This window comes from Amycolatopsis sp. WGS_07, from assembly GCF_045278895.1.
In the GTDB taxonomy this organism is placed as follows: domain Bacteria; phylum Actinomycetota; class Actinomycetes; order Mycobacteriales; family Pseudonocardiaceae; genus Amycolatopsis.
Genome location: NZ_CP136053.1, coordinates 1,845,363 through 1,865,740 on the forward strand (window position 1 = coordinate 1,845,363; position 20,378 = coordinate 1,865,740).

General features: G+C 69.3%; 21 protein-coding genes and 1 pseudogene. 9 read left to right on the plus strand and 13 right to left on the minus strand.

The window, feature by feature from the left end:
* Window positions 1-24: 24 nt before the first annotated feature.
* Window positions 25-1,683, minus strand: coding sequence for an AMP-binding protein (locus RPX00_RS08510; protein WP_406638908.1), 1,659 nt, complete (start codon window positions 1,681-1,683; stop codon window positions 25-27).
* Between the two features lie 163 nt (window positions 1,684-1,846).
* On the opposite strand from RPX00_RS08510, the gene RPX00_RS08515 reads away from it, so the two are divergent.
* From RPX00_RS08515 to RPX00_RS08525, 3 genes are read left to right on the plus strand one after another with little or no spacing between them, the layout of a single operon-like run.
* Window positions 1,847-2,584, plus strand: a complete 738-nt coding sequence (locus RPX00_RS08515) for an ESX secretion-associated protein EspG (RefSeq protein ID WP_406638909.1) — start codon at window positions 1,847-1,849, stop codon at window positions 2,582-2,584.
* Between the two features lie 56 nt (window positions 2,585-2,640).
* The gene (locus tag RPX00_RS08520) at window positions 2,641-3,387 is read left to right on the plus strand and encodes a PhzF family phenazine biosynthesis protein (protein ID WP_406638910.1); all 747 of its coding nucleotides are present in this window, start codon (window positions 2,641-2,643) and stop codon (window positions 3,385-3,387) included.
* Window positions 3,387-3,758: a YccF domain-containing protein gene (locus tag RPX00_RS08525; protein ID WP_406638911.1), complete on the plus strand. Its 372-nt coding sequence runs from the start codon at window positions 3,387-3,389 to the stop codon at window positions 3,756-3,758. Before RPX00_RS08520 ends, RPX00_RS08525 begins: the two co-directional genes overlap by 1 nt.
* A gap of 18 nt (window positions 3,759-3,776) precedes the next feature.
* Here the strand turns inward: RPX00_RS08525 and RPX00_RS08530 are convergent, their stop codons facing one another.
* Entirely contained in the window at window positions 3,777-4,163 is a 387-nt protein-coding gene (locus tag RPX00_RS08530) for a hypothetical protein (protein WP_406638912.1), read from the minus strand.
* A gap of 54 nt (window positions 4,164-4,217) precedes the next feature.
* Between RPX00_RS08530 and RPX00_RS08535 the strand changes: the two genes are divergently transcribed.
* Entirely contained in the window at window positions 4,218-4,778 is a 561-nt protein-coding gene (locus RPX00_RS08535; protein WP_406638913.1) for a dihydrofolate reductase family protein, read from the plus strand.
* On the opposite strand, the gene RPX00_RS08540 is transcribed toward RPX00_RS08535, so the two are convergent.
* Window positions 4,775-5,569 (minus strand): metallophosphoesterase, encoded by a 795-nt coding sequence (locus RPX00_RS08540; protein ID WP_406638914.1) that lies wholly within the window; start codon window positions 5,567-5,569, stop codon window positions 4,775-4,777. The genes RPX00_RS08535 and RPX00_RS08540 overlap by 4 nt on opposite strands.
* Window positions 5,570-5,606: 37 nt before the next feature.
* Window positions 5,607-6,401, minus strand: a complete 795-nt coding sequence (locus tag RPX00_RS08545) for an HAD-IIA family hydrolase (RefSeq protein ID WP_406638915.1) — start codon at window positions 6,399-6,401, stop codon at window positions 5,607-5,609.
* 194 nt (window positions 6,402-6,595) lie between these two features.
* On the opposite strand from RPX00_RS08545, the gene RPX00_RS08550 reads away from it, so the two are divergent.
* Complete coding sequence (locus RPX00_RS08550; protein ID WP_406638916.1) at window positions 6,596-8,365, plus strand: multicopper oxidase family protein; 1,770 nt, start codon at window positions 6,596-6,598, stop codon at window positions 8,363-8,365.
* 42 nt (window positions 8,366-8,407) lie between these two features.
* Here RPX00_RS08550 and RPX00_RS08555 read toward each other — a convergent pair whose 3' ends face one another.
* From RPX00_RS08555 to RPX00_RS08575, 5 genes are read right to left on the minus strand one after another with little or no spacing between them, the layout of a single operon-like run.
* Window positions 8,408-9,487, minus strand: coding sequence for a sulfate/molybdate ABC transporter ATP-binding protein (locus RPX00_RS08555; RefSeq protein WP_406638917.1), 1,080 nt, complete (start codon window positions 9,485-9,487; stop codon window positions 8,408-8,410).
* Window positions 9,484-10,251, minus strand: coding sequence for an ABC transporter permease (locus RPX00_RS08560; RefSeq protein ID WP_406642840.1), 768 nt, complete (start codon window positions 10,249-10,251; stop codon window positions 9,484-9,486). The genes RPX00_RS08555 and RPX00_RS08560 overlap by 4 nt, the downstream gene beginning before the upstream one ends.
* A gap of 55 nt (window positions 10,252-10,306) precedes the next feature.
* Complete coding sequence (modA, locus tag RPX00_RS08565; protein WP_406638918.1) at window positions 10,307-11,110, minus strand: molybdate ABC transporter substrate-binding protein; 804 nt, start codon at window positions 11,108-11,110, stop codon at window positions 10,307-10,309.
* On the minus strand, window positions 11,107-11,511 hold the full coding sequence (locus tag RPX00_RS08570) for a molybdopterin-binding protein (protein ID WP_009083933.1): 405 nt from the start codon (window positions 11,509-11,511) through the stop codon (window positions 11,107-11,109). The genes modA and RPX00_RS08570 overlap by 4 nt, the downstream gene beginning before the upstream one ends.
* Before the next feature lie 33 nt (window positions 11,512-11,544).
* The gene (locus tag RPX00_RS08575) at window positions 11,545-12,003 is read right to left on the minus strand and encodes a MarR family winged helix-turn-helix transcriptional regulator (RefSeq protein WP_406638919.1); all 459 of its coding nucleotides are present in this window, start codon (window positions 12,001-12,003) and stop codon (window positions 11,545-11,547) included.
* 86 nt (window positions 12,004-12,089) lie between these two features.
* On the opposite strand from RPX00_RS08575, the gene moaA reads away from it, so the two are divergent.
* The 3 genes and pseudogenes from moaA to RPX00_RS08590 all read left to right on the plus strand — a co-directional run bounded on the left by moaA (window position 12,090) and on the right by RPX00_RS08590 (window position 14,727).
* The gene (moaA, locus tag RPX00_RS08580) at window positions 12,090-13,154 is read left to right on the plus strand and encodes a GTP 3',8-cyclase MoaA (RefSeq protein WP_406638920.1); all 1,065 of its coding nucleotides are present in this window, start codon (window positions 12,090-12,092) and stop codon (window positions 13,152-13,154) included.
* Window positions 13,155-13,157: 3 nt separating this feature from the next.
* Window positions 13,158-13,439 (plus strand): MoaD/ThiS family protein, encoded by a 282-nt coding sequence (locus RPX00_RS08585; RefSeq protein ID WP_406638921.1) that lies wholly within the window; start codon window positions 13,158-13,160, stop codon window positions 13,437-13,439.
* A 662-nt stretch (window positions 13,440-14,101) separates the two neighbouring features.
* A pseudogene (locus RPX00_RS08590) lies at window positions 14,102-14,727 on the plus strand (transglycosylase family protein).
* Between the two features lie 137 nt (window positions 14,728-14,864).
* Here the strand turns inward: RPX00_RS08590 and RPX00_RS08595 are convergent.
* The 4 genes from RPX00_RS08595 to RPX00_RS08610 form a co-directional block, all read right to left on the minus strand.
* Window positions 14,865-15,788 carry a molybdenum cofactor biosynthesis protein MoaE gene (locus tag RPX00_RS08595; protein WP_406638922.1) on the minus strand — a complete coding sequence of 308 codons (924 nt, stop codon included), beginning with the start codon at window positions 15,786-15,788 and terminating at the stop codon, window positions 14,865-14,867.
* Window positions 15,785-16,255, minus strand: a complete 471-nt coding sequence (moaC, locus tag RPX00_RS08600; RefSeq protein WP_406638923.1) for a cyclic pyranopterin monophosphate synthase MoaC — start codon at window positions 16,253-16,255, stop codon at window positions 15,785-15,787. The genes RPX00_RS08595 and moaC overlap by 4 nt, the downstream gene beginning before the upstream one ends.
* Window positions 16,256-16,265: 10 nt before the next feature.
* Window positions 16,266-17,660 carry an NAD-dependent malic enzyme gene (locus RPX00_RS08605; protein ID WP_406638924.1) on the minus strand — a complete coding sequence of 465 codons (1,395 nt, stop codon included), beginning with the start codon at window positions 17,658-17,660 and terminating at the stop codon, window positions 16,266-16,268.
* Window positions 17,661-17,806: 146 nt separating this feature from the next.
* Window positions 17,807-17,983, minus strand: a complete 177-nt coding sequence (locus tag RPX00_RS08610; protein WP_406638925.1) for a hypothetical protein — start codon at window positions 17,981-17,983, stop codon at window positions 17,807-17,809.
* 92 nt (window positions 17,984-18,075) lie between these two features.
* On the opposite strand from RPX00_RS08610, the gene RPX00_RS08615 reads away from it, so the two are divergent.
* Window positions 18,076-20,316 carry a helicase-associated domain-containing protein gene (locus RPX00_RS08615; RefSeq protein WP_406638926.1) on the plus strand — a complete coding sequence of 747 codons (2,241 nt, stop codon included), beginning with the start codon at window positions 18,076-18,078 and terminating at the stop codon, window positions 20,314-20,316.
* Window positions 20,317-20,378 lie beyond the last annotated feature (62 nt).

The following is a 20,378-nucleotide window of genomic DNA, read 5'->3' on the forward strand; positions in this document are numbered from 1 at the left end:
ACATCGGACGGCCGCCGCTTGGGGTCACGCGTGCTTCTGCGCCGCCGCCTGCTCCAGCCCGAGCAAAGTCACCGACTGCTGGCGCATTTCGACCTTGCGCACCTTGCCGGTCACCGTCATCGGGAATTCCTCGACCACGTGGATGTAGCGCGGGATCTTGTAATGCGCCAGTTTGCCCTGGCAGAACTCGCGCACCGCTTCGGCGGTCAGCGGCTCCGCGCCCTCGCGCATCCGGATCCAGGCCATCAATTCCTCGCCGTACTTGACGTCCGGTACGCCGATCACCTGCGCGTCCAGCACATCCGGGTGGGTGTAAAGGAATTCCTCGATCTCGCGCGGGTAGATGTTCTCGCCGCCGCGGATCACCATGTCCTTGATCCGGCCGGTGATGTTGATGTATCCCTCGTCGTCCATAATCGCGAGGTCGCCGGTGTGCATCCAGCGCGCGGCGTCGATCGCCTCGGCAGTCTTTTCCGGTTCCTCCCAATAGCCGAGCATCACCGAATAGCCTCGGGTGCACAATTCGCCGGGCGTGCCGCGCGGCACGGTCAGGCCGGTGTCCGGATCGACCACTTTGGACTCCAGATGCGGCCCGACCCGGCCGACCGTGGACACCCTGCGCTCCACCGAATCGTCGGCGCGGGTCTGCGTGGACACCGGCGACGTCTCGGTCATGCCGTAGCAAATGGATACCTCGGTCATCCCCATCCGGTCGATGACCTGCTTCATCACCTCGACCGGACAAGGCGAACCGGCCATGATGCCGGTGCGCAGCGAGCCGAGGTCGAACGTCTCGAACTCCGGGTGGTTCAGTTCGGCGATGAACATCGTGGGCACGCCGTAAAGCGACGTGCAGCGCTCGGCGGCGACCGCGGCGAGCGTCGCCTTCGGGTCGAACGCCGGGGCCGGGATGACCATGCACGCGCCGTGGCTGGTGCACGCGAGATTGCCCATCACCATGCCGAAACAGTGGTAGAAGGGCACCGGGATGCACACCCGGTCCTCCTCGGTGTAATTGCACAGTTCGCCGACGAAATAGCCGTTGTTGAGGATGTTGTGGTGGCTGAGCGTCGCGCCCTTGGGGAAACCGGTGGTACCCGAGGTGTATTGGATGTTGATCGGATCGTCCGCGGAAAGCGCGGCCTGCGATTGGGCGAGCCGGGCCGGGTCGCCGCCGCGGCCGGATTCCATCAGCTCCGTCCACGAGGAGGTGCCGAGCAGCACGACCGCCTCGACGCCGGGACAATTCGGCCGCACTTCCTCGATCATCGCGGCGTAATCGGACGTCTTGAACTTGTCCGCGGCCACGAGCATCCGGATGCCCGCCTGGTTGAGCACGTACTGCAATTCGTGCGAACGGTAGGCCGGGTTGATGTTGACCAGGATCGCGCCGATTTTCGCCGTCGCGTATTGGAGGAACGTCCATTCCGCCCGGTTCGGCGACCAGATGCCGACGCGGTCGCCCTTGCCGATGCCGGACGCGAGCAGCCCGTGCGCGAGCGTGTCGACCTCGGCGGCGAGTTCGCGGTAGGTCCAGCGGGTGCCTGCTTCACGGTCGACGAGCGCGTCCCGGTCGCCGAACGCGGCCACCGTGCGGTCGAAATTGTCCCCGATCGTGTCGCCGAGCAGGGGGACGCTGGAGGTCCCGGAGGCGTAACTCGGCAGTGCAGGCGCGTCAGGCATGGGTGCCTCCCGTGGCGGTCTTCTTCGACGACGATGAGTCTAAGCTCGATTTCGGACCTTTCCGCCACCCTCGTTATGGGGTGGGCTCGCACGAGCGGCTGATGGTCGTACGCGTTCCGCTACCCTCGGTGCGGGTTGTATCGCGCACGAGGGGACTGGGACGTTGCCAGAGGAATTCTCCCTGGGCTGGACCGAGACCGACGTGGCCGTGCGGCGCACCGGGCTGCCCGCGTCGTGGCATCCGTTCGAGATCCGCAGCGCGGGCGCGACGATGACCGAGCACAACCGGCTGGCCGAGGAGGCCTGGACCGCGCTGCGCGCCCGTGGCCTCGCCGACGCGGAGAAACTCGACCGGGACGTCGAAGCGACCCTGCGCGCCTGGACGAGGCCGGACGTGCTGATCATCGTGCGCGCGGCCGAACTGCCGTCCGGGACCGTGCTGTACCGCGCGTGCATCGGCGAGGGGCTCGGCGTGTTCTCCGAACAGGTCGACGACGGGCTGCGCTTCCGCCAGGTCCGGCCCGAACGGCTGGTGGACCTGGTGCTGAGCATGTTCCCGCCCTATCCGGCGCTGCCGGTGTCCCCGGTGGCGATCACCCAGGCCCCGCCGCCGAAACGCGACGCCGAGGCGCCCGCCCCGTCCCGCCGGGACCGCGACGCGCTGGCGGGGTACTCGCAGTGGCCGCTGCACCGGCACGGAACCGTGGAACTCTCGATGCGGCCAGGACAAGGCACGCTGCGCCCGGTCTCGACGGCGACGTTCGTCGACACCGACGGCGGGCGGTACCTGACGTTTTCGGAACCCCTGTCCGACGGCGGCTTCCGGCTGCACTTCACCCCGTCCACCGGTGCGCACCTGCGGAAATGGCTGCTGGAAACGATCGAAGAGGGCGTGCGCTGAGAATTCAGGGCTAAACCCCGATGTCCGCACCCGCTCGACCGGGCAGGATCGGCCTCATGGATTTCCATCTAGTCGACGCCTTCACCGACCAGGCCTTCGCCGGCAACCCGGCAGGCGTCGTCGTGCTCGAACAACCCGCTGACGCCAGATGGATGCAGCAAGTCGCGGCGGAGATGAAGCACTCCGAGACCGCCTTCGTCGTCAACACCGGCGAAGGAGCGAAATCGCTCCGCTGGTTCACCCCGACCGACGAGGTCTCCCTCTGCGGGCACGCCACCATCGCGGTCACGCATGTGCTTGGCGGGCACCAGGTTTACGAGACCCTCAGCGGCCAGCTCACCTGCACCAAGGCCGACGGCTGGATCGACATGGACTTCCCCGCCGACCCGCCCGTCGAGACCGGCGAAAACCTCTCGCACATCCTCGACGCGCCCGTGAAGTTCACCGGGCGGACCCGCGAGAACCTCTTCGCGGTGCTCGAAAGCGTCGAGGCTGTCCAGAACGCCAAGCCCGACCTCGCCGCCCTCCTCGGCACCTGGACCGGACGGCTCATCATCACCGCGCGAGGCGACGACTTCGTCAGCCGGTTCTTCGGACCCGGCGTAGGCGTCGACGAGGATCCCGTCACCGGATCCGCGCACTGCTCGCTGGCCCCGTACTGGGCTGAGCAGCTGGGCAAAACCACGCTCGTCGGACAGCAAATCTCGGCAAGGGGAGGCACCGTGCGCACCGAAATCCGCGACGACCGCGTGTTGCTGCGCGGGAAGGCCGTGACCGTGCTGAGTGGGGAGCTGTACGTCTGATGCGACTGATCCTGAACGTAATCTGGCTCGTCCTCGCCGGTTTCTGGATGGCGCTGGGCTACCTGCTGGCCGGAGTCATCTGCTGCATCCTGATCGTCACGATCCCGTTCGGCATCGCGTCGTTCCGGATCGCGAACTACGCGCTGTGGCCGTTCGGCCGGACCGTCATCGACCGGCGCGAGGCCGGGGTCGGTTCTTTCGTGGGCAACGTGATCTGGTTCCTGGTCGCCGGGCTGTGGCTCAGCATCGGCCACCTCGTCACCGGGGTGCTGCAGTGCGTCACGATCATCGGCATCCCGCTGGGACTGGCCAACTTCAAGATGATCCCGATCTCGCTGATGCCGCTCGGCAAGGAGATCGTGGACGCCTGAGGTCCTCTCGCACGACGGTCACGGGCAGCCGGGCCGCGGACTCGTCGCCGAGTCGCGCGGTTCGGCCTCCTCGCTCGGCCGCGGACGAAGACAGGGCGGGTCGACGTCCGGCCACGAGTTCAGCGGCGTGCGGATCGTCATCCTCGCGTTCAGCACCCCTCGCCGCGCGTAATTGATGAAGGCGAGCCGGTCGGCCTCCATGGTGTCCCTGGCCAGGGCCTGGTTCCACCCCACCCATTCGATGGGATCGGTGCTGCCCTCCCACCGGTGCAGGAGTGCGCGCTGGATGCGCGTCGCTTCCTGGATGACGTCCCGGCATACCTCGGTGAGCTTGTCCCGCGCCCAGTGCTGGCGTTGCGTTCGAGTGGTCGCCGTCTCCGGCCAGCGGGTTCCCTCGAACGCCAACCGAAAAATAATTTTGTCTTGACAACTCAAACCATCGGCAGCAGGCTAAGCCGCATGACAACCACCCGAAAGCTGGTCCTGGGTTTCTACGTCTCGCTGGACGGCAAGAGCGCCGACGCCGACAACGGCATCCGGGACGTCATGATGTCGATCGACGACCCCGAGCAGGAGAGATACTTCGTCGACCGGCTATGGGAGGCCGGTGCCTTCCTCATGGGCCGCAACACTTACGAGGCCATGGCGGGCTTCTGGCCCGCCTCCGACCACCCCTCGGCCCAGGCTATGAACGAGATCCCGAAGGTCGTCTTCTCCAGCACCCTCACCACCGCCGGTTGGCCCGAGACCCGGATCGCCAGCGGAGACCTCGCCGAGGAAATCGCCAAGCTCAAGGCCGAGCCGGGCAAGGATCTCGTCGCCGCGGGCGGCACCGCGTTCCTGCACTCGCTGATCAAGCTCGGCGTCGTCGACGAGTACCGGCTCTGGGTGCTGCCCGCCGTCACCGGCAAGGGCGCGGCGCTGTTCCCGGAGCTGGACGAGGCGCGGCGGCTGCGGCTGGTGAAGAGCACGGCCTTCCCGTCCGGGATCCTCGAACTGTGTTACGCCCCGGCGGACTAATCCTCCGGCTCGAAGGGCAGCTTCACCACGAGGCACGGACCGCCGACGAACAATCCGCCGTCGATGCCCAGCGCCTTCCCGCCCGCGTAGAGGTACGGGCCTTCGATCTGCGTCGGATGGATGCCCAGCTGGTCGGCGATCACGCTGTGCCCGTGCACGATCCGCGAGCCGCCCAGGGCGGCCAGCAGCCGGTCGGCGTTTTCCTCGCCGTCCGGGCCGCGGAAGGCGTAGCGGGTGGTCATCCGACGCCACACGTCCCACCAGGCCTCGATGTTGCTGCCGGACAGGATGTCGTAGGCAGTTGCGTTGATCGTGTCGAGGTCCTCGCCCCAGTCGAGGTACTCGAGGGTGTCCGAGTGCAGCAGCAGGTGGTCCTCGTCGACCGCGACCAGCGGGCGTTCGGTGAGCCACTCGATGTGCTCGGGGGTGAGCCGGTCCTGGTCCGACAGCAGGCCGCCGTTGATCTCCCAGCTGCGCGCGAAACTGCGCGGGCCGAAGTCGGACGGCACCGGGCGGTCGCCGAAGTGGTACATCCCCAGCAGCAGGATCTCGTGGTTGCCGAGCAGCATCTGCACCGAACCGCCCGCCTCGGCCGCCTGCTCCTGCAGCTCGCGCACGAGGTCGATGACGCCGACGCCGTCCGGGCCGCGGTCGGTGAAGTCGCCGAGGAACCACAGCCGGTCGGTGACGCCGGCCCAGTTGCCGTCGCTGTCGACCAGGCCCTCGGCGCGCAGTGCGTCAACCAGGGCGTCCCGGTGCCCGTGGACGTCGCCCACCACATAGACGCTCATTGTTCGACGATATGCCCTGCTCCCGGGCGGTGGGCGGTCAGCCTTCGCCGAACGGGTCCAGCGTTCGCCCGATCAGGTCGGCGACCGAGCCGATCACCTTCGTCGGCCGGTACGGGTAATTCTCCACCGAATCCTCGTTCGAGATGCCGGTGAGCACCAGGATGGTCTGCAGCCCGGCCTCGATCCCGGAGTGCACGTCGGTGTCCATCCGGTCGCCGATCATGAGCGTCGACTCCGAATGCGCGCCCAGCCGGCGCAGCGCCGAGCGCATCATCAGCGGGTTCGGCTTGCCGACGTAATACGGCGAGCGGCCGGTGGCCTTCTCGATCAGCGCCGCGACCGATCCGGTGGCGGGCATCGAGCCCTCGACGCTCGGGCCGGTCGCGTCCGGGTTGGTCGCGATGAACTTCGCGCCGCCCTCGATCAGCCGGATCGCGCGGGTGATCGCGCTGAAACTGTACGTGCGGGTCTCGCCGAGCACGACGTAGTCCGGATCGCGTTCGGTCAGCACGTAGCCGACCTCGTGCAGCGCGGTGGTGAGCCCGGCCTCGCCGATCACGAACGCCGAGCCGTTCGGGCGCTGCGAGGCGAGGAACTTCGCGGTGGCCAGCGCCGAGGTCCAGATGGACTCCTCGGGAATGTCCAGACCAGTGCGCAGCAGCCGCGCGCGCAGGTCGCGCGGGGTGTAGATCGAGTTATTGGTGAGCACAAGAAAATCGATACCGTTGCCGCGCAGTTCGGCGAGGAACTCGTCCGCCCCCGGGACGAGATGTTCCTCCTTGACCAGCACACCGTCCATGTCGGAGAGATACGTCCACCGGCCTTCGCTCATGCGCGAAAACCTATCACGCGCGCGAGACACCTGCGGCATACGACGAAAACGGCTACAGTGGAAATTGCCGGTAACGCGAGGGGAGTCGCGCTTCCGGTTACCGAGGGGGCTCGGGGGAATCTGTTTAGTAAGCACCGGTGTATTCGCCGTTGCGCCATTCTTCGCGCCCCTTGCCGTTGAAGGGGGATAATCTGATGACCGAAATCGTCGACCGCCCGTCCACCGCGGGCCCGACCGACGACCCCACCTGGGGTCTCACCAAGTTCCTTGACCCACTGCCCGTTCCACCGGTGCTGCGGCCGCCGTGGTGGGGACAGGACATGATCACCATTCCGATGGTGACCAAGCAGCAGCGGCTGCACTCGCAATTGCCGCCGACTACATTGTGGACCTACGCGGGACAATTCCCGGGGCCGACAATCGAAGTCCGCAGCGGGAAACAACTGCGGATTTCGTGGTCGAACGAAATAGAAGGCAAGTTCCCGTTGCTCGCCGTCCAGGGCCCGGCGAGGGACAAGCCGACCGAGCGCCCCGGCAGCGACCTCGGCAAGCCCGGCTACAAGATCGTCGACGGGGTGGCCGAGCTGCCCGCCTGGACCGTGGTGCACCTGCATGGCGCCCGTACGAACGCGGGCAACGACGGCTGGGCGCACAACGCCGGTCTCGAGGGGACTTCGCAGCTCACCGAGTACCAGAACCGGCAGCAGGCGATGCCGCTCTGGTACCACGACCACGCCATGGCGATCACCCGCTTCAACGTCCACACCGGCCTGGCCGGGATGTACCTCATCCGGGACGACGAGGAGGACTCGCTCGACCTGCCCCGCGGCGATCGCGAGATCCCGCTGATCCTCGCCGACCGCAACCTCGACACCGACGCCGACGGCAGGCTCACCGGGCAGCTGCTGTACAAGTTCGCGTACCTGGAGAACGGGACGATGCTCCCGTTCTCCGGTCCGTTCACCCTGGTCAACGGCGTGATCTGGCCGCATCTCGACGTGTCCGCACGGTGGTACCGCTTCCGGCTGCTCAACACGGCCAACGCGCGGTTCTACACGCTGAACCTCGTCGACGAGAACAACGTGCCGCACAACGAGGCGGTCCGCCTGATCGGCACCGACGGCGGCCTGCTGCCCGCTCCCGCGGAGCTGCCGTCCGGCGGGCTGCGGGTCGCGCCCGCCGAACGGTTCGACGTGCTGATCGACTTCAGCCGGTTCCGGGGACAGAAGCTCAAGCTGCGCAACACCGCTCCGGGGCTGGGCAGCGTCGAACCGGACGTCATGGAGTTCCGGGTGGACAGCCGGGCGAAGCATGATTCGTTCGAGCTGCCCGAGAAGCTCTCGACGTCCTATGTCCGGATCCAGCACGGCTCGACGCTGCCGAAGGATCACCACCACGTCTGGGTCGCGCTGCTGCTCAACGCGAGCGGCCATCCGGAGATGTGGGACCTCGAAGAGGTCGAGCAGGACCCGGGCGGCAAGGGGATCATCCAGATCAAGGACCCGGCGGGCGGGCTGAAGACGTTCAAGATGATCGGCCGGATCTTCGACGACACCACCGGCATCTTCATCGACCACGACAAATGGGCGGTGTGGAACATCGTGCACGTCGGCGGGCCCGCGCACCCGTTCCACATTCACCTGACCGAGTTCCAGGCGCTCTTCCGGCGCAAGTTCGCCTCGACGTTCGACCCGGCGGCCGAACGCACGACCGCGCCGATCGACGGCTTCACCGATCTGCCGCTGGAGAAGTACGAGGAGGGCTGGAAGGACACGATCATCGTGGAGGCCGGCCAGTGGGTGAGCGTCGCGGGCCAGTTCGGCGGCGGCACCGGCGAGTTCATGTACCACTGCCACATCCTCGACCACGAGGACGAGGGCATGATGCGGCCGTTCGTCGTGCACCCGCCGGAGGTGGCGAAGTTCCACGTCCACCCGGGCGGCGGCCACCACCACGACGGCTGACCAGGGGGATGAGCGCCCCCACGCCGCATGGGGGCGCTCGGGTCAGGAGGCCGCGGCCGGGTGTACCGCCACGGTCGCGGCCTTCACCGACAACGTCACCGCCGAGCCGGGCTCCAGCGCCAGTTCGGCGACGGCGGCCGGGGTGAGGTCGGCGGTCAGGCCATTCGCCCACCCGGCGCCGGAAGCCCGGACCCGGATCACCGGCCCGTGCGGCTCCAGCGCGGCGACGACGGCGTCGGTCGTGTTGCGCGGGCTGCCTCGATGGTCACCGTCGTGCGGATAAACGGCGACGGCGTTCGGCTCGAACACCGCGACCGCCGCCTCGTCCAGCACGGTGTCCGGGGTCAGCAAGCCCGCCACCACTTCGCCGGACGGCACGCGCAATCCGTCCGGCACCGCCACTCCGGACACCAGGTTCAGCCCGGCGATCCGCGCGGTGAACGCCGTCCGCGGCGCCGCGAGCACCTCGCGGGTCGGCCCGCGTTCGACGATCCGGCCGCCTGCCATCACCGCCACGTGGTCGGCCAATGCCAAGGCGTCCAACGGATCGTGCGTGACCAGCACGGTGGTCGGGCCGTCGCGCAGCACCCGGCGCAGCAGTCCGCGGATCGCCGGTGCCGAGTCCACATCGAGCGCGGCGAACGGTTCGTCCAGCAACAGCAAGTCCGGCGAGGACGCCAGCGCTCGCGCGATCGCCACCCGTTGCTGCTGCCCGCCGGACAGCTGGCTCGGCCGCCGATGCGCGAACTCCGTCGCGTCCACTTCGGCCAGCCACCGCGAGGCGATCTCCCGTGCCTCAGCCCGGCTGGCCCCCGTCGAACGCGGCGAGAAGGCGACATTGTCCATTGCGGACAGATGCGGGAACAGCAACGCGTCCTGGGACAGCAGGCCGATCCGCCGTGCGTGCGGCGGCAGGTCGACGCCGTTCCCGGCCAGCTGCCGGTCGGCGAGCGTGAGGTCGGCCGAGGACACCGGCAGCAGGCCGGCGAGGCTGCCGAGCACCGTCGACTTCCCGGAGCCGTTCGGGCCGAGCAGCGCGAGCACGGTACCGCCGGGCACGGTGAACTCGACGTCGAGCGAGAACTCGCCGCGGGTCAGCGCGAGCCGTGCGGAGAGCGTCACCGCAGACCGCCTTCCCACGACCGCGGCCGCGCGACGGCGATGACCAGGATCGCGACCACGATGAGCAGTAAGGCGAGCGCGACGGCGCTGTCGATGTCCACTTCGGCCTGTGTGTAGACCTCCAGCGGCAGCGTCCGGGTCACACCTTCCAGGCTGCCCGCGAACGTGATGGTCGCGCCGAACTCCCCGAGCGCGCGAGCGAAGCTCAGCACCACGCCGGAGCCCAGCGCGGGAAGCAGCAACGGCAGCGTCACCCGGCGGAACACCGTCCACGGGCGCGCGCCGAGCGTCGAGGCGACCTGTTCGTAGCGGTCGCCGGAGCCGCGCAGCGCGCCCTCCAGGCTGACGACGAGGAACGGCATCGCCACGAACGTCTGCGCGATCACCACCGCGGCCGTCGTGAACGGCACCTGCTCGCCGGTCAGCCAGTTAACGAAAATCCCGAGAAAACCCTTGCGGCCCAACAGGTACAGCAGGGCGAGGCCGCCGACCACCGGCGGCAGCACGAGCGGCAGCAGCACGATCGAGCGCAGCATCCGCACGCCCGGCACCCGGGAGCGGGCCAGCACGACCGCCAGCGGAACGCCGAGCAGCACACAGGCCACTGTGGACAGTGCGGCGGTCACCAGCGACAGCCGGAGCGCGTTCAGCGACGAGGGTGTCACCAGCAGCGACGGCAGCCGGGACAGATCGGACCGGACGAGCAGGCCGACGACCGGCAGCACCACGAGCGCGAGCGCGGCGACGGCGGGGAACCAGAGGATCAGGGGCACCCGGGCGTGCGGCGGCCTGGTCTCGGCCGCCGCGCCCGAGCGCGCCCTACTTGCCAGGGCCAAACCCGATCTTGGCCAGTTCGGCCTTGCCCTCCGCGCCAAGGATGAAGTCGGTGAACTGCTTCGCCAGCGCCGCCTGCGGAGCGTTCTTCACGACCGCGATCGGGTACTGGTTCACCGCGCCCGAGGACTCCGGGAAGTCGACCTTGTCCACTTTGCCCGCCGCCGACGTCGCGTCGGTGACGTACACGAGACCGGCGTCGGCGTCGCCCGACTGGACCTTGGCCAGCACCTGCTTGACGTTCGTCTCCTCGCTCACCGGCTTGAGCGCTTTGCCGCTGCTCTGCTCGACCTTCTGCGTAGCCGCCCCGCACGGCACCTGCTGCGCGCACACGACCACGTTCAGCCCGGGCTTGGTCAGGTCGGCGAAGGTCTTGATGCCCTTCGGGTTCCCCTTCGCCACGGCGATCGCGAGCTTGTTGGTGGCGAACACGCTCGGCTGGCCGTCGATCACGCCGTCCTGCACGGCCTTGTCCATGTTCTTCTGGTCAGCCGAGGCGAACACGTCGGCCTTGGCCCCGTTGTCCAGCTTCTGCACGAGCGACGAGGAACCCTCGTAGTCGAAGGTGACCTTGACGCCCGGGTGCGCGGCCTCGAACTGCTTGCCCAGCACGTTGAACGACTCGGTGAGCGAGGCCGCGGCGAAGACGGTCAGCGTGCCGCCTCCCGGCGCGGGTGCGGACGCGGAACCCGCACCCGGGTTGGAGCTGGGCTGGTCGCTGGAGCTGCAGGCACCGGCGAACAACGCGATCGCCGCGGTTCCGGCGACGGCGACGGCGAGCTTCTTCATCTGGATCCTTCCGGGGTTTCCACCACGACGGTGGTCGCCTTGACCACGGCGACCGCGAGCACGCCCGGGCGCAGCCCGAGTTCGCGGACCGCCTCGGTGCTCATGAGTGACACGACTCGGTGCGCCCCGCACTGCAGCTCGACCTGCGCCATCACCTTGTCGGCGACGACCTCGGTGACCAGCCCGACGAAGCGGTTGCGGGCGGAGCGGCCGACCGCCGACGGATCGTCCGGTTCGCTGGCCTGCGCCCTGGCGAACCCGGCGAGCTGCGCGCCGTCGACGACCTTGCGGCCCGCGGCGTCGTCCGTCGCGGTCAATTGGCCCGCGCGGACCCACCGGCGAACGGTGTCGTCACTTACGCCGAGCAGCCGAGCGGCCTCGGACAACCGAAATTGCGGCATGACCGGAACATTATCCCCGCAGATGCGGAAAAGCTATGCGGGCTGTCCCTTTTCGCGTAACGCTTCGAGCATTGCGAACTGATAACGCCCGATGACTTTCCGTTCTGCGGAAGTGAACTCCGCGAGCACTCCGGCGAGCCCCTCGGCGGTCCGCGCGGAGATGGCGTCAAGCCGTTCGCGACCGGCCTCGGTGATCGTCACGAGCACCTTCCGGCGATCGGCCCGATCGCGTTCGCGACACACCAAACCGGACTTCTCCAGCCGGTCGAGCACCCCGGTCACCGCACCCGTCGACAAGCCGGTGAGCTGCCCGATCCGGCCTGGGGTAAGGGAATCCGCGGTCTGCCCGGCGAGTTCGAGCGCTTGCAGTTCGGTCGCCGAGAGTCCTTCGCCGGCGGCGTCGCGCGCGTACCGGAGGACGGTGTGCGTGCGCAGCCGCGCCGCCAGCGCCACGAAGTGAGTCAGCTCACTATTCGTCTCTCCGGTGTTCACCGAGTGCCTCCACATCGGAACCGAGGGTGGTTTCCAGGTTTTGCGCAAACCTGCCTTTCCTGCCCGCGCAAGCTATCCTGAACACAATGACGGCAGTACATCTCGGGTTTCCTCGCGTCCCCGGCAACCGAGGCCCGTCCGGCACGCCCCGGCCCGAGCACCCCGGTCTCGTCGATTCCTTCGGCCGCGTCGCGACCGACCTGCGGGTCTCCCTCACCGACCGGTGCAATCTGCGCTGCACGTACTGCATGCCCGCCGAGGGCCTCGACTGGATGCCCAGCGACCAGGTGCTCACCGACGACGAGCTGGTCCGGCTCATGCGGATCGCGGTGGAAATGCTCGGTGTCACCGACATCCGGCTCACCGGCGGCGAACCGCTGCTGCGCCCGGGACTGGAGAACATCGTCGAGCGGATCACCGCGCTCGACCCCCGGCCCCGGGTCTCCATGACCACCAACGGGATCGGGCTGGCCAAACGCGCCCCCGGCCTCGTCTCGGCCGGCCTCGACCGGATCAACGTGTCGCTGGACACCATCGACCGCGAGCGCTTCGCCGAGCTGACCCGCCGCGACCGGCTGCCGCACGTGCTGGCCGGCCTCGCCGCCGCCCGCGACGCCGGGCTGTCGCCGGTGAAGATCAACTCGGTGCTGATGCGCGGCTACAACGAGCACGAGGCGGTGCCGCTGCTGCGGTTCTGCCTCGAAGAGGGCTACCACCTGCGGTTCATCGAGCAGATGCCGCTGGACGCGCAGCACGGCTGGAACCGCCGCGACATGATCACCGCCGAGGAGATCCTCGCGATGCTCGGCGAGGCCTTCACGCTCAGCCCGTTCCCCGCTCCACGCGGCGGCGCGCCCGCTGAGCGCTGGCTGGTTGACGGCGGACCGGGCGACGTGGGCGTGATCGCGTCGGTGACCAGGCCGTTCTGCTCGGCCTGCGAGCGCACCCGGCTGACCGCCGACGGAGCCGTCCGCTCCTGCCTGTTCTCGAACGACGAGACGGACCTGCGTTCCCTCGTGCGCGCGGGCGCGCGCGATGAAGAGGTGGCGGACGCCTGGCGGGACACGATGTGGCGCAAGCTCGCGGGCCACGAGATCAACGAGGCCGGCTTCGCGCAGCCGATCCGGCCGATGAGCGCGATCGGCGGTTAAGCCATGACCTCTTCTTCTGTGCCCGCTTCCCCGGTGACAGTCGTCGTCCGGTATTTCGCCTCGGCGCGGGCCGCGGCGGGCACCGAAGAGGAGAAGGTGGAGCTGACGGCGGGCGCGACCGTCGCGGATGCCGTGCAGGTGCTGCGCGAGCTGCACCCCGGGCAACTTTCCCGCGTTCTCGACGCGGCGAGCTTCCTGGTCAACGAGGTGGCGGTACGCGATCGGGGCCGCGCGCTCAGTGATGGCTCCCACCTGGACGTCCTCCCGCCGTTCGCCGGCGGATGAGCTGCCGGAAACCCCTCGTTCGCCCGGCTGAGCGCGCCGCTGTCCGGCGCGGCCGCCGTTTCCGGCCGATTGGTCCGGACCACGGCGAATGGCGGCACTGGCGCGCTGAGCGGTCATTCCTCTTTATCCCTACTCTCCGAAGTGTTTCGCTCACGGCGTATTTGCGCAGCTCAAAGAACCACTCGGCGGGCAGTGGCCGGCAGTTGACGAGTGGTTTAGAGTGCGCCGCCTTATCTGCTGCGAATGGCCCCTTGACGCCTTATCGACGTGACCCAAGCCTCACGATCCGTGAAATATCTCGGCAAGAAAACGGCCAGATAACGACGCTCTGACCAGCACAAACAAGCGGATCGAGACAGGTTGCGTGCCGTTACTGTGACGTAGGTCACACCCCGAATGATTTCCGATCACGGCGCGAATTACGTACCGTCGCTTTTCGGTTGGCCCCGACCGACCACGCAACACCGGGAATCCGTAGCGCCCAGCTCTGTCCAACGGATCCCCGGACCCATACCCCGAGCGAAAGCATTTCCGGACAGAGACGAGGGGACGAAGACGGCGCGTCGTGCGACGTCCGCGTCAGCCGGCCGGCAACGGACGGACGGGCTCCCAACCCGACCCGCAGCATCGTGCTCGTAGGCGCAGGAATCGAGAAGTTTCAGATGTCTTACCGAGGCAAGCACCGCAAGATGTCCGCCGCCACCCGCACCATCGCCCGTGTCGCAGTCGCGGGTATCGCGGTCGGCGCCCCCTCGCGATCGCCGCGACCCCCGCGTCGGCGACCAACTGGGACGCCATCGCGCAGTGCGAGAGCGGCGGCAACTGGAGCACCAACACCGGAAACGGCTACTACGGTGGCCTCCAGTTCACCCAGAGCACCTGGAAGGCCTACGGCGGCACCGGCAGCCCGCAGGGCGCGTCGCGTGAGCAGCAGATCGCCGTCGCCGAGCGCGTCATGCAGGGCCAGGGCCCGGGCGCGTGGCCGGTGTGCAGCAAGAAGGCCGGCAGCTCGGCCTCCTCGCACAAGGCCACCCCGAAGAAGAGCACCGCCAAGAAGGCTCCGAAGCAGAAGAGCGTCGCCCCGAAGAAGGTCACCCAGCCGGTCGCCGCGCTGGTGGCGAACTCCAACCCGAACGGTGACTACACCGTCAAGGCTGGCGACACGCTCTCGAAGATCGCCAAGGAGCACAACATCCAGGGCGGTTACCAGAAGCTGCAGGACCTGAACAAGCAGTACGTGTCGAACGCGAACTTCATCGTGGTCGGCCAGAAGCTCGCCACCAAGTGAACCCTGGCCTCCTCGTGAGGCTGGTTCCGGCGCAGCCGCTGCTGTGACAGAACGCCCGAAGGGCCCCACCGCGTCAATTCCCCTGGCGGTGGGGCCCTTCGTCGTGTCCGGGCCGCTGAACGGCTACTCGCGCGGGATCAGGGCGAGTTGACCCATTCGTCGGTGCCGTCGGTGAAGTGCTGGTGCTTCCACACCGGAAGCCGCGCCTTCACCTCGTCCACCAGCTCCGCGCACGCGGTGAACGCCTGGCCGCGGTGCTCGGCGGCGACCGCGCAGGCGAGCGCGACGTCGCCGATGGTCAGCGCGCCGACGCGATGGCTCACCGCCACCGCCCGCACGCCCTTCCAGCGCGCCGCCAGGTCGTTGACCACCTCGGCGAGCACGTCGCGGGCCGTCGGATGGCCTTCGTAGGTCAGATCGCGCACGCCCTTGCCGCCGTCGTGGTCGCGGACCACGCCGGAGAACGTGACCACGGCACCAGCCGCGGCGTCCTCCACCAGCTGTGCGTGTTCCTCGACCGACAGCGGCTGATCGCTCACGTCGGCCCGCAGGATCCGGACCGGCGGGCCGGACGGTGCCGCCTCGCGCGGGTGGTCTCCACCGGCGAGCTGGTCCACCGCGTGGTCGAGGATGTCCGTCAGCACCCGCAGGCCGTCCTTCACGCCGCCGCTCGACCCCGGCAGGTTCACCACCAGGGTCCGGCCCGCGACTCCGGCCACGCCGCGCGACAGCACCGCGGTGGGCACCTTCGGCAGCCCGGCCGCGCGGATCGCGTCCGCGACGCCGGGCAGCTCGTAGTCCAGCACCGCGCGGGTGACGTCCGGGGTCCGGTCGGTCGGCGAGATGCCGGTGCCGCCGGTCGTGAGGATCACCTGCACACCGTCGGCCACCGCGGCCCGCAGCGCGACGCCCACCGGGTCGCCGTCCTCGACGACGACCGGCGGCGGCACGTCGTAGCCGCGGTCGGCCAGCCAGGAGACGAGCACCGGGCCGGTCTTGTCCTCGTAAACGCCTCGTGCGGCCCGGTTGGACGCGACGATGACGCGCGCGGTCTTGGTCATGGCCGCTCCCAGGTTCCGGTCTTGCCGCCGTCCTTGCGCAGCAGCCGCACGTTGTCGAGCGTCGCGGCCGGGTCGACGGCCTTGATCATGTCGTGCAGCGTCAGCCCGGCGACCGCGACGGCGGTGAGCGCCTCCATCTCGACGCCGGTGACGTCCTTGGTCTTGGCCGTCGCGCTGATGTGCACCGCGGCACCGTCCAGTTCGAACTCCACCTTGACCCCGGACAGCGCGATCTGATGGCACAACGGGATCAGCTCGGGCACGCGTTTGGCGCCCATGATCCCGGCGATCCGCGCGGTCGCCAGCGCGTCGCCCTTGGGAAGGCCGTTGGCCGAAAGCAGGCCGACGACCTCCGTTGTGGTGTGGACGGTCCCGCCGGCGAGCGCGGTGCGCGCGGACGCCGTCTTGCCGGAAACGTCGACCATCCGGGCGGCGCCGGACTCGTCGACATGGCTGAGTTCACTCACGCCAGCGAGGCTACTGTGCCCTTTCCGCCCGCACCGCGTTGCGCACCGCTTCGGCGACGGCCGGGGCCACCGCGTTGTCGAACACGCTCGGCACGATGAACGACGCGTTGAGCTTGCCGTTGTCCACCACGTCGGCGATCGCGTCGGCGGCGGCCAGCAGCATGTTGTCGTCGATGTTGTGCGCGGCGGCGTCGAGCAGACCGCGGAAGACGCCGGGGAACGCCAGGACGTTGTTGATCTGGTTCGGGAAGTCGCTGCGGCCGGTGGCGACGACCGCGGCGTGCTTCTGCGCTTCCAGCGGGTCGATCTCCGGGTCCGGGTTGGCCAGCGCGAAGACGACCGCGTCGTCGTTCATCGTGGCGACCTGCTCGGCGCCGAACAGGTTCGGGGCCGAAACGCCGATGAAGACGTCCGCGCCGACCAGCGCGTCGTGCAGCGTGCCGGACTTGCGGTCCTTATTGGTGTGCTCGGCGATCCAGGTCAGGTTGTCGTCGAGGTTGCCGCGCTCGGGGTAGACGATGCCGTCGATGTCGGCGGCCACGATGTCGCCCGGGTTCTTGCGCAGCAGCAGGCGGATGATCGCCGAACCGGCCGCGCCGACGCCGCTGACCACGATCTTGCAGTCCTCGATGTTCTTCCCGACCACGCGCAGCGCGTTGCGCAGCGCGGCGACCACGACGATCGCGGTGCCGTGCTGGTCGTCGTGGAAGACCGGGATGTCCAGCTGCTCGCGCAGCCGCTTCTCGATCTCGAAGCAGCGCGGCGCGGCGATGTCCTCGAGGTTGATGCCCGCGTACACCGGCGCGAGCGCCTTCGCGATCATGATGATCTCTTCGGTGTCCTGGGTGTCCAGGCAGACCGGCCACGCGTCGACGTCGGCGAACTTCTTGAACAGCGCCGCCTTGCCCTCCATCACCGGCAGCGCGGCGGCCGGGCCGATGTTGCCGAGGCCGAGCACCGCGGAACCGTCGGTGAGCACCGCGACGGTGTTGCGTTTGATGGTCAGCCGGCGCGCGTCCTCGGGGTTCGCGGCGATCGCCTGGCACACGCGGGCGACGCCCGGCGTGTACGCGCGGGAGAGGTCGTCACGGTTGCGGAGCGCGACCTTGGGGCTGACCTCGATCTTGCCGCCGAGGTGGATCAGGAACGTCCGGTCCGAGACCTTGCGCACGCGCACGCCCGGCAGCGAATCGAGCGCCTGGGTGATGTCCTGCGCGTGGTTTTCCGACAGCGCGTTGGCGCTGATGTCGATCACGATGGTGTCCGGGTGCGACTCGACGACGTCGAACGCCGTCAGCACACCGCCGACGCGGCCGACCGCGGTGGTGAGATCGCCCGCGGCCGTGGACGAGGCCGGGGCCTCGACCCGGACGGTGATCGAATACCCGGGACCGGGAACCGGCATGACACGTACTCCCCGCTGGTGGAGTGGTTCGGACGGGTCGAATCTAGTCCGGTGACCCGCGCCACCACACCCCAACCGGGTGACTGACCAGTAACTTCAGGTTCGGGGGCGCCGCTTCGGCCGCGCTCCCGAACCCGGTCCGCAGGTCAGCGGTTGATCTCGGTCTCCGGGTGCACGTACGGCACCTGCTCGAGCGGGAAGGCCAGGTCGCCGAACGGCGAAAGCGCTCCCTGCCGGTCCGAGGACAGCTCGGTGACCGGGTGCTCGCCCGGTTCGCCCGGCCACGTCGGGTCGATGCCCTTGTTCTTGTCGCCCTTCGCCACTGCTTCCTCCGAGGCCCTCGTCCGGCAAACTCGTCCACAGTCTGCCCGAACGCGTCTCGTGCGCGCGCACCCGCCCGGTATCCTGGGTGTCTATGCCCGCGACCTCTCTGGCGGACTGGCTGCGTGCGGAGTCCGACGACGCACTCGCCGAGCTGCTGCGCACGCGTCGCGACCTGTCGACGCCTCCGCCGTCCGACACCACCGTGCTCGCCACCCGCGCCGGCACGCCGGGGTCGGTCGCGCGTGCCTGCGAAGACCTCGACACCTTCACTCTCGCCGTGCTCGACTCGCTGCTGGTCGCCGGTGCCGACGTCGAACCGACGCCGGTGTCGGCAGTGACGGCGCTGGTCGGCCGCGACGTCAGCGAACCGCTCGCCCGGCTGCGCGCGCGGGCGCTCGTGTGGGGCACCGACGACGAGCTGCGAGTGCCGCCCGCGGCCCGCGACGCGCTCGGGCCGTTCCCGGCCGGGCTCGGCGCGCCCTCGCCCGCGCTGGCGGCCACCGACATCCCCGCGCGGCTGGCGGAGGTCGGCGAAGACGAACGGGCCGTGCTCACCGCGCTGGCCGCCGGGCCCCCGATCGGCCGGACCCGCGACGCGAGCTTCGACGTCGGGCTGTCCGACGCGGCCACCCCGGTGCAGAAGCTGCTCGCGCGCGGCCTGCTGCTGCGCCGCGACGACCAGACCGTCGAGCTTCCCCGCGAACTCGGCCTGCTGCTGCGCGGCGGACACGCTTTCGAGCCGGACACCCTGGTCGAACCGGAGCTGCCCGTCAATCCACATCGGACGGACACTGTGGACGAGACAGCGGCCGGCGAAGCGATGGAGTTGTTGCGGCAGACGGAATCCCTGCTGCGGATGTGGTCGGAGTCGCCGCCGCCGGTGCTCAAGGCGGGCGGGCTCGGGGTGCGCGAGCTGAAGAAGGTCGCCAAGGATCTCGAGGTGGACGAGACCCGCGCGACGCTGCTGGTCGAGCTGGTGGTCGGCGCGGGACTCGTTGCGGACAGCGAAAACACCGCTCCGGAGTACGTGCCCACCATGCTCACCGACAGCTGGCTCGCGTCGCCGTCGGTGCAGCGATGGATGACGCTCGCGCAAGCTTGGCTGGAGCTGCCGCGGCTGCCCGGCCTCGCCGGCGGCCGGGACGCGAAGGACAAGCCGATCGCGCCGCTGTCCGAAGAGCTGCGCCGGCCGCTCGCGCCGGTTACCCGGCACCGCGTGCTTTCCGCGCTGGCCAAGCTGAATCCGGGCGCGGGTGTGAAAAGCGTCGACGAGTTGGTGGCCGTGCTGGCTTGGCGCGCGCCTCGGCGAGGCGGACGGCTGCGCGACGAAACCGTCCGCTGGACGATGGCCGAGGCGACCGCGCTGGGACTCGTCGGCCTGGGTGCCCTCACCACCGCCACACGGCTGCTGCTGGAGGACGACCGCTCCGGAGCGGTCGAGGCGATGCACGACGCGCTGCCCGCGCCGGTCGACCACGTGCTGGTGCAGGCCGATCTGACGGTGGTCGCGCCCGGCCCGCTGACGCCGGAACTGGCGGCGGACATGGCCGCGGTCGCGGACGTCGAATCCGCTGGCCACGCAACGGTTTACCGGGTCACCGAGGCGTCCGTGCGGCGCGCGCTCGACACCGGACGGACCGCGGACGAACTGCACGCGATGTTCCGCGACAAGTCGGCGACCCCGGTGCCGCAAGGCCTCACCTACCTGATCGACGACGTCGCCCGCCGCCACGGCCGGCTGCGCGGCGGCACCGCAGGATCATTCCTGCGCTGTGACGACGAAGCGCTGCTCGCCGAGGTGCTCGCGAACCCGGTGGCCACGGAGTACGACCTGCGGATGATCGCGCCGACGGTGCTGATCAGCTCCGCACCGCTGGCCGAAGTACTGGAAGCCTTGCGCGGCGCGGGTTTCGCCCCCGCGGCGGAGGGCCCGGACGGCCGGGTGGTCGACCTGCGCCCCACCGGACGCCGCGTTCCCGCCCGCACCCGCGCGGCCCGCGCCCGGCCGGGCGAACAGGCGGTGCTGACCGACGAACAGGCGACGCGGATCGTGTCGAACCTCCGCGCCGGAGACCAAGCTTCAGCCCGCCGCCGAGGCTCGACGGTGCGCGCCCCGGGCGGCGGCGGAGCGGACACGACGGCGACGCTGGACCTGCTGTCCCGGGCGACGCTGGAGCAGCGCGAGGTGTGGATCGGCTTCGTCGACTCCCGCGGCACGGCAAGCCAGCGCGTGGTCCGCCCGCTCCGGGTCGGCGGCGGAGTGCTGGAGGGCGCGAACCACGAGCGGTATCCGTTGCACCGCATCACTTCCGCGGCGTTGGTGGAGGACTGACTCGCGCCCCAATGCGGCATTGGGTGCATCCTGCGCACCCAATGTGGCGTTCGGTGCGTGGA

Excerpts from the sequence above, each read along its gene's own strand:
- RPX00_RS08510 (WP_406638908.1), bottom strand. The coding sequence starts at position 1,683 with ATGCCTGACGCGCCTGCACTGCCGAGTTACGCCTCCGGGACCTCCAGC.
- RPX00_RS08520 (WP_406638910.1), top strand. The coding sequence starts at position 2,641 with ATGGATTTCCATCTAGTCGACGCCTTCACCGACCAGGCCTTCGCCGGC.
- RPX00_RS08525 (WP_406638911.1), top strand. The coding sequence starts at position 3,387 with ATGCGACTGATCCTGAACGTAATCTGGCTCGTCCTCGCCGGTTTCTGG.
- RPX00_RS08535 (WP_406638913.1), top strand. The coding sequence starts at position 4,218 with ATGACAACCACCCGAAAGCTGGTCCTGGGTTTCTACGTCTCGCTGGAC.
- RPX00_RS08540 (WP_406638914.1), bottom strand. The coding sequence starts at position 5,569 with ATGAGCGTCTATGTGGTGGGCGACGTCCACGGGCACCGGGACGCCCTG.
- RPX00_RS08545 (WP_406638915.1), bottom strand. The coding sequence starts at position 6,401 with ATGAGCGAAGGCCGGTGGACGTATCTCTCCGACATGGACGGTGTGCTG.
- RPX00_RS08550 (WP_406638916.1), top strand. The coding sequence starts at position 6,596 with ATGACCGAAATCGTCGACCGCCCGTCCACCGCGGGCCCGACCGACGAC.
- modA (WP_406638918.1), bottom strand. The coding sequence starts at position 11,110 with ATGAAGAAGCTCGCCGTCGCCGTCGCCGGAACCGCGGCGATCGCGTTG.
- RPX00_RS08570 (WP_009083933.1), bottom strand. The coding sequence starts at position 11,511 with ATGCCGCAATTTCGGTTGTCCGAGGCCGCTCGGCTGCTCGGCGTAAGT.
- moaA (WP_406638920.1), top strand. The coding sequence starts at position 12,090 with ATGACGGCAGTACATCTCGGGTTTCCTCGCGTCCCCGGCAACCGAGGC.
- RPX00_RS08585 (WP_406638921.1), top strand. The coding sequence starts at position 13,158 with ATGACCTCTTCTTCTGTGCCCGCTTCCCCGGTGACAGTCGTCGTCCGG.
- RPX00_RS08595 (WP_406638922.1), bottom strand. The coding sequence starts at position 15,788 with ATGACCAAGACCGCGCGCGTCATCGTCGCGTCCAACCGGGCCGCACGA.
- RPX00_RS08605 (WP_406638924.1), bottom strand. The coding sequence starts at position 17,660 with ATGCCGGTTCCCGGTCCCGGGTATTCGATCACCGTCCGGGTCGAGGCC.
- RPX00_RS08615 (WP_406638926.1), top strand. The coding sequence starts at position 18,076 with ATGCCCGCGACCTCTCTGGCGGACTGGCTGCGTGCGGAGTCCGACGAC.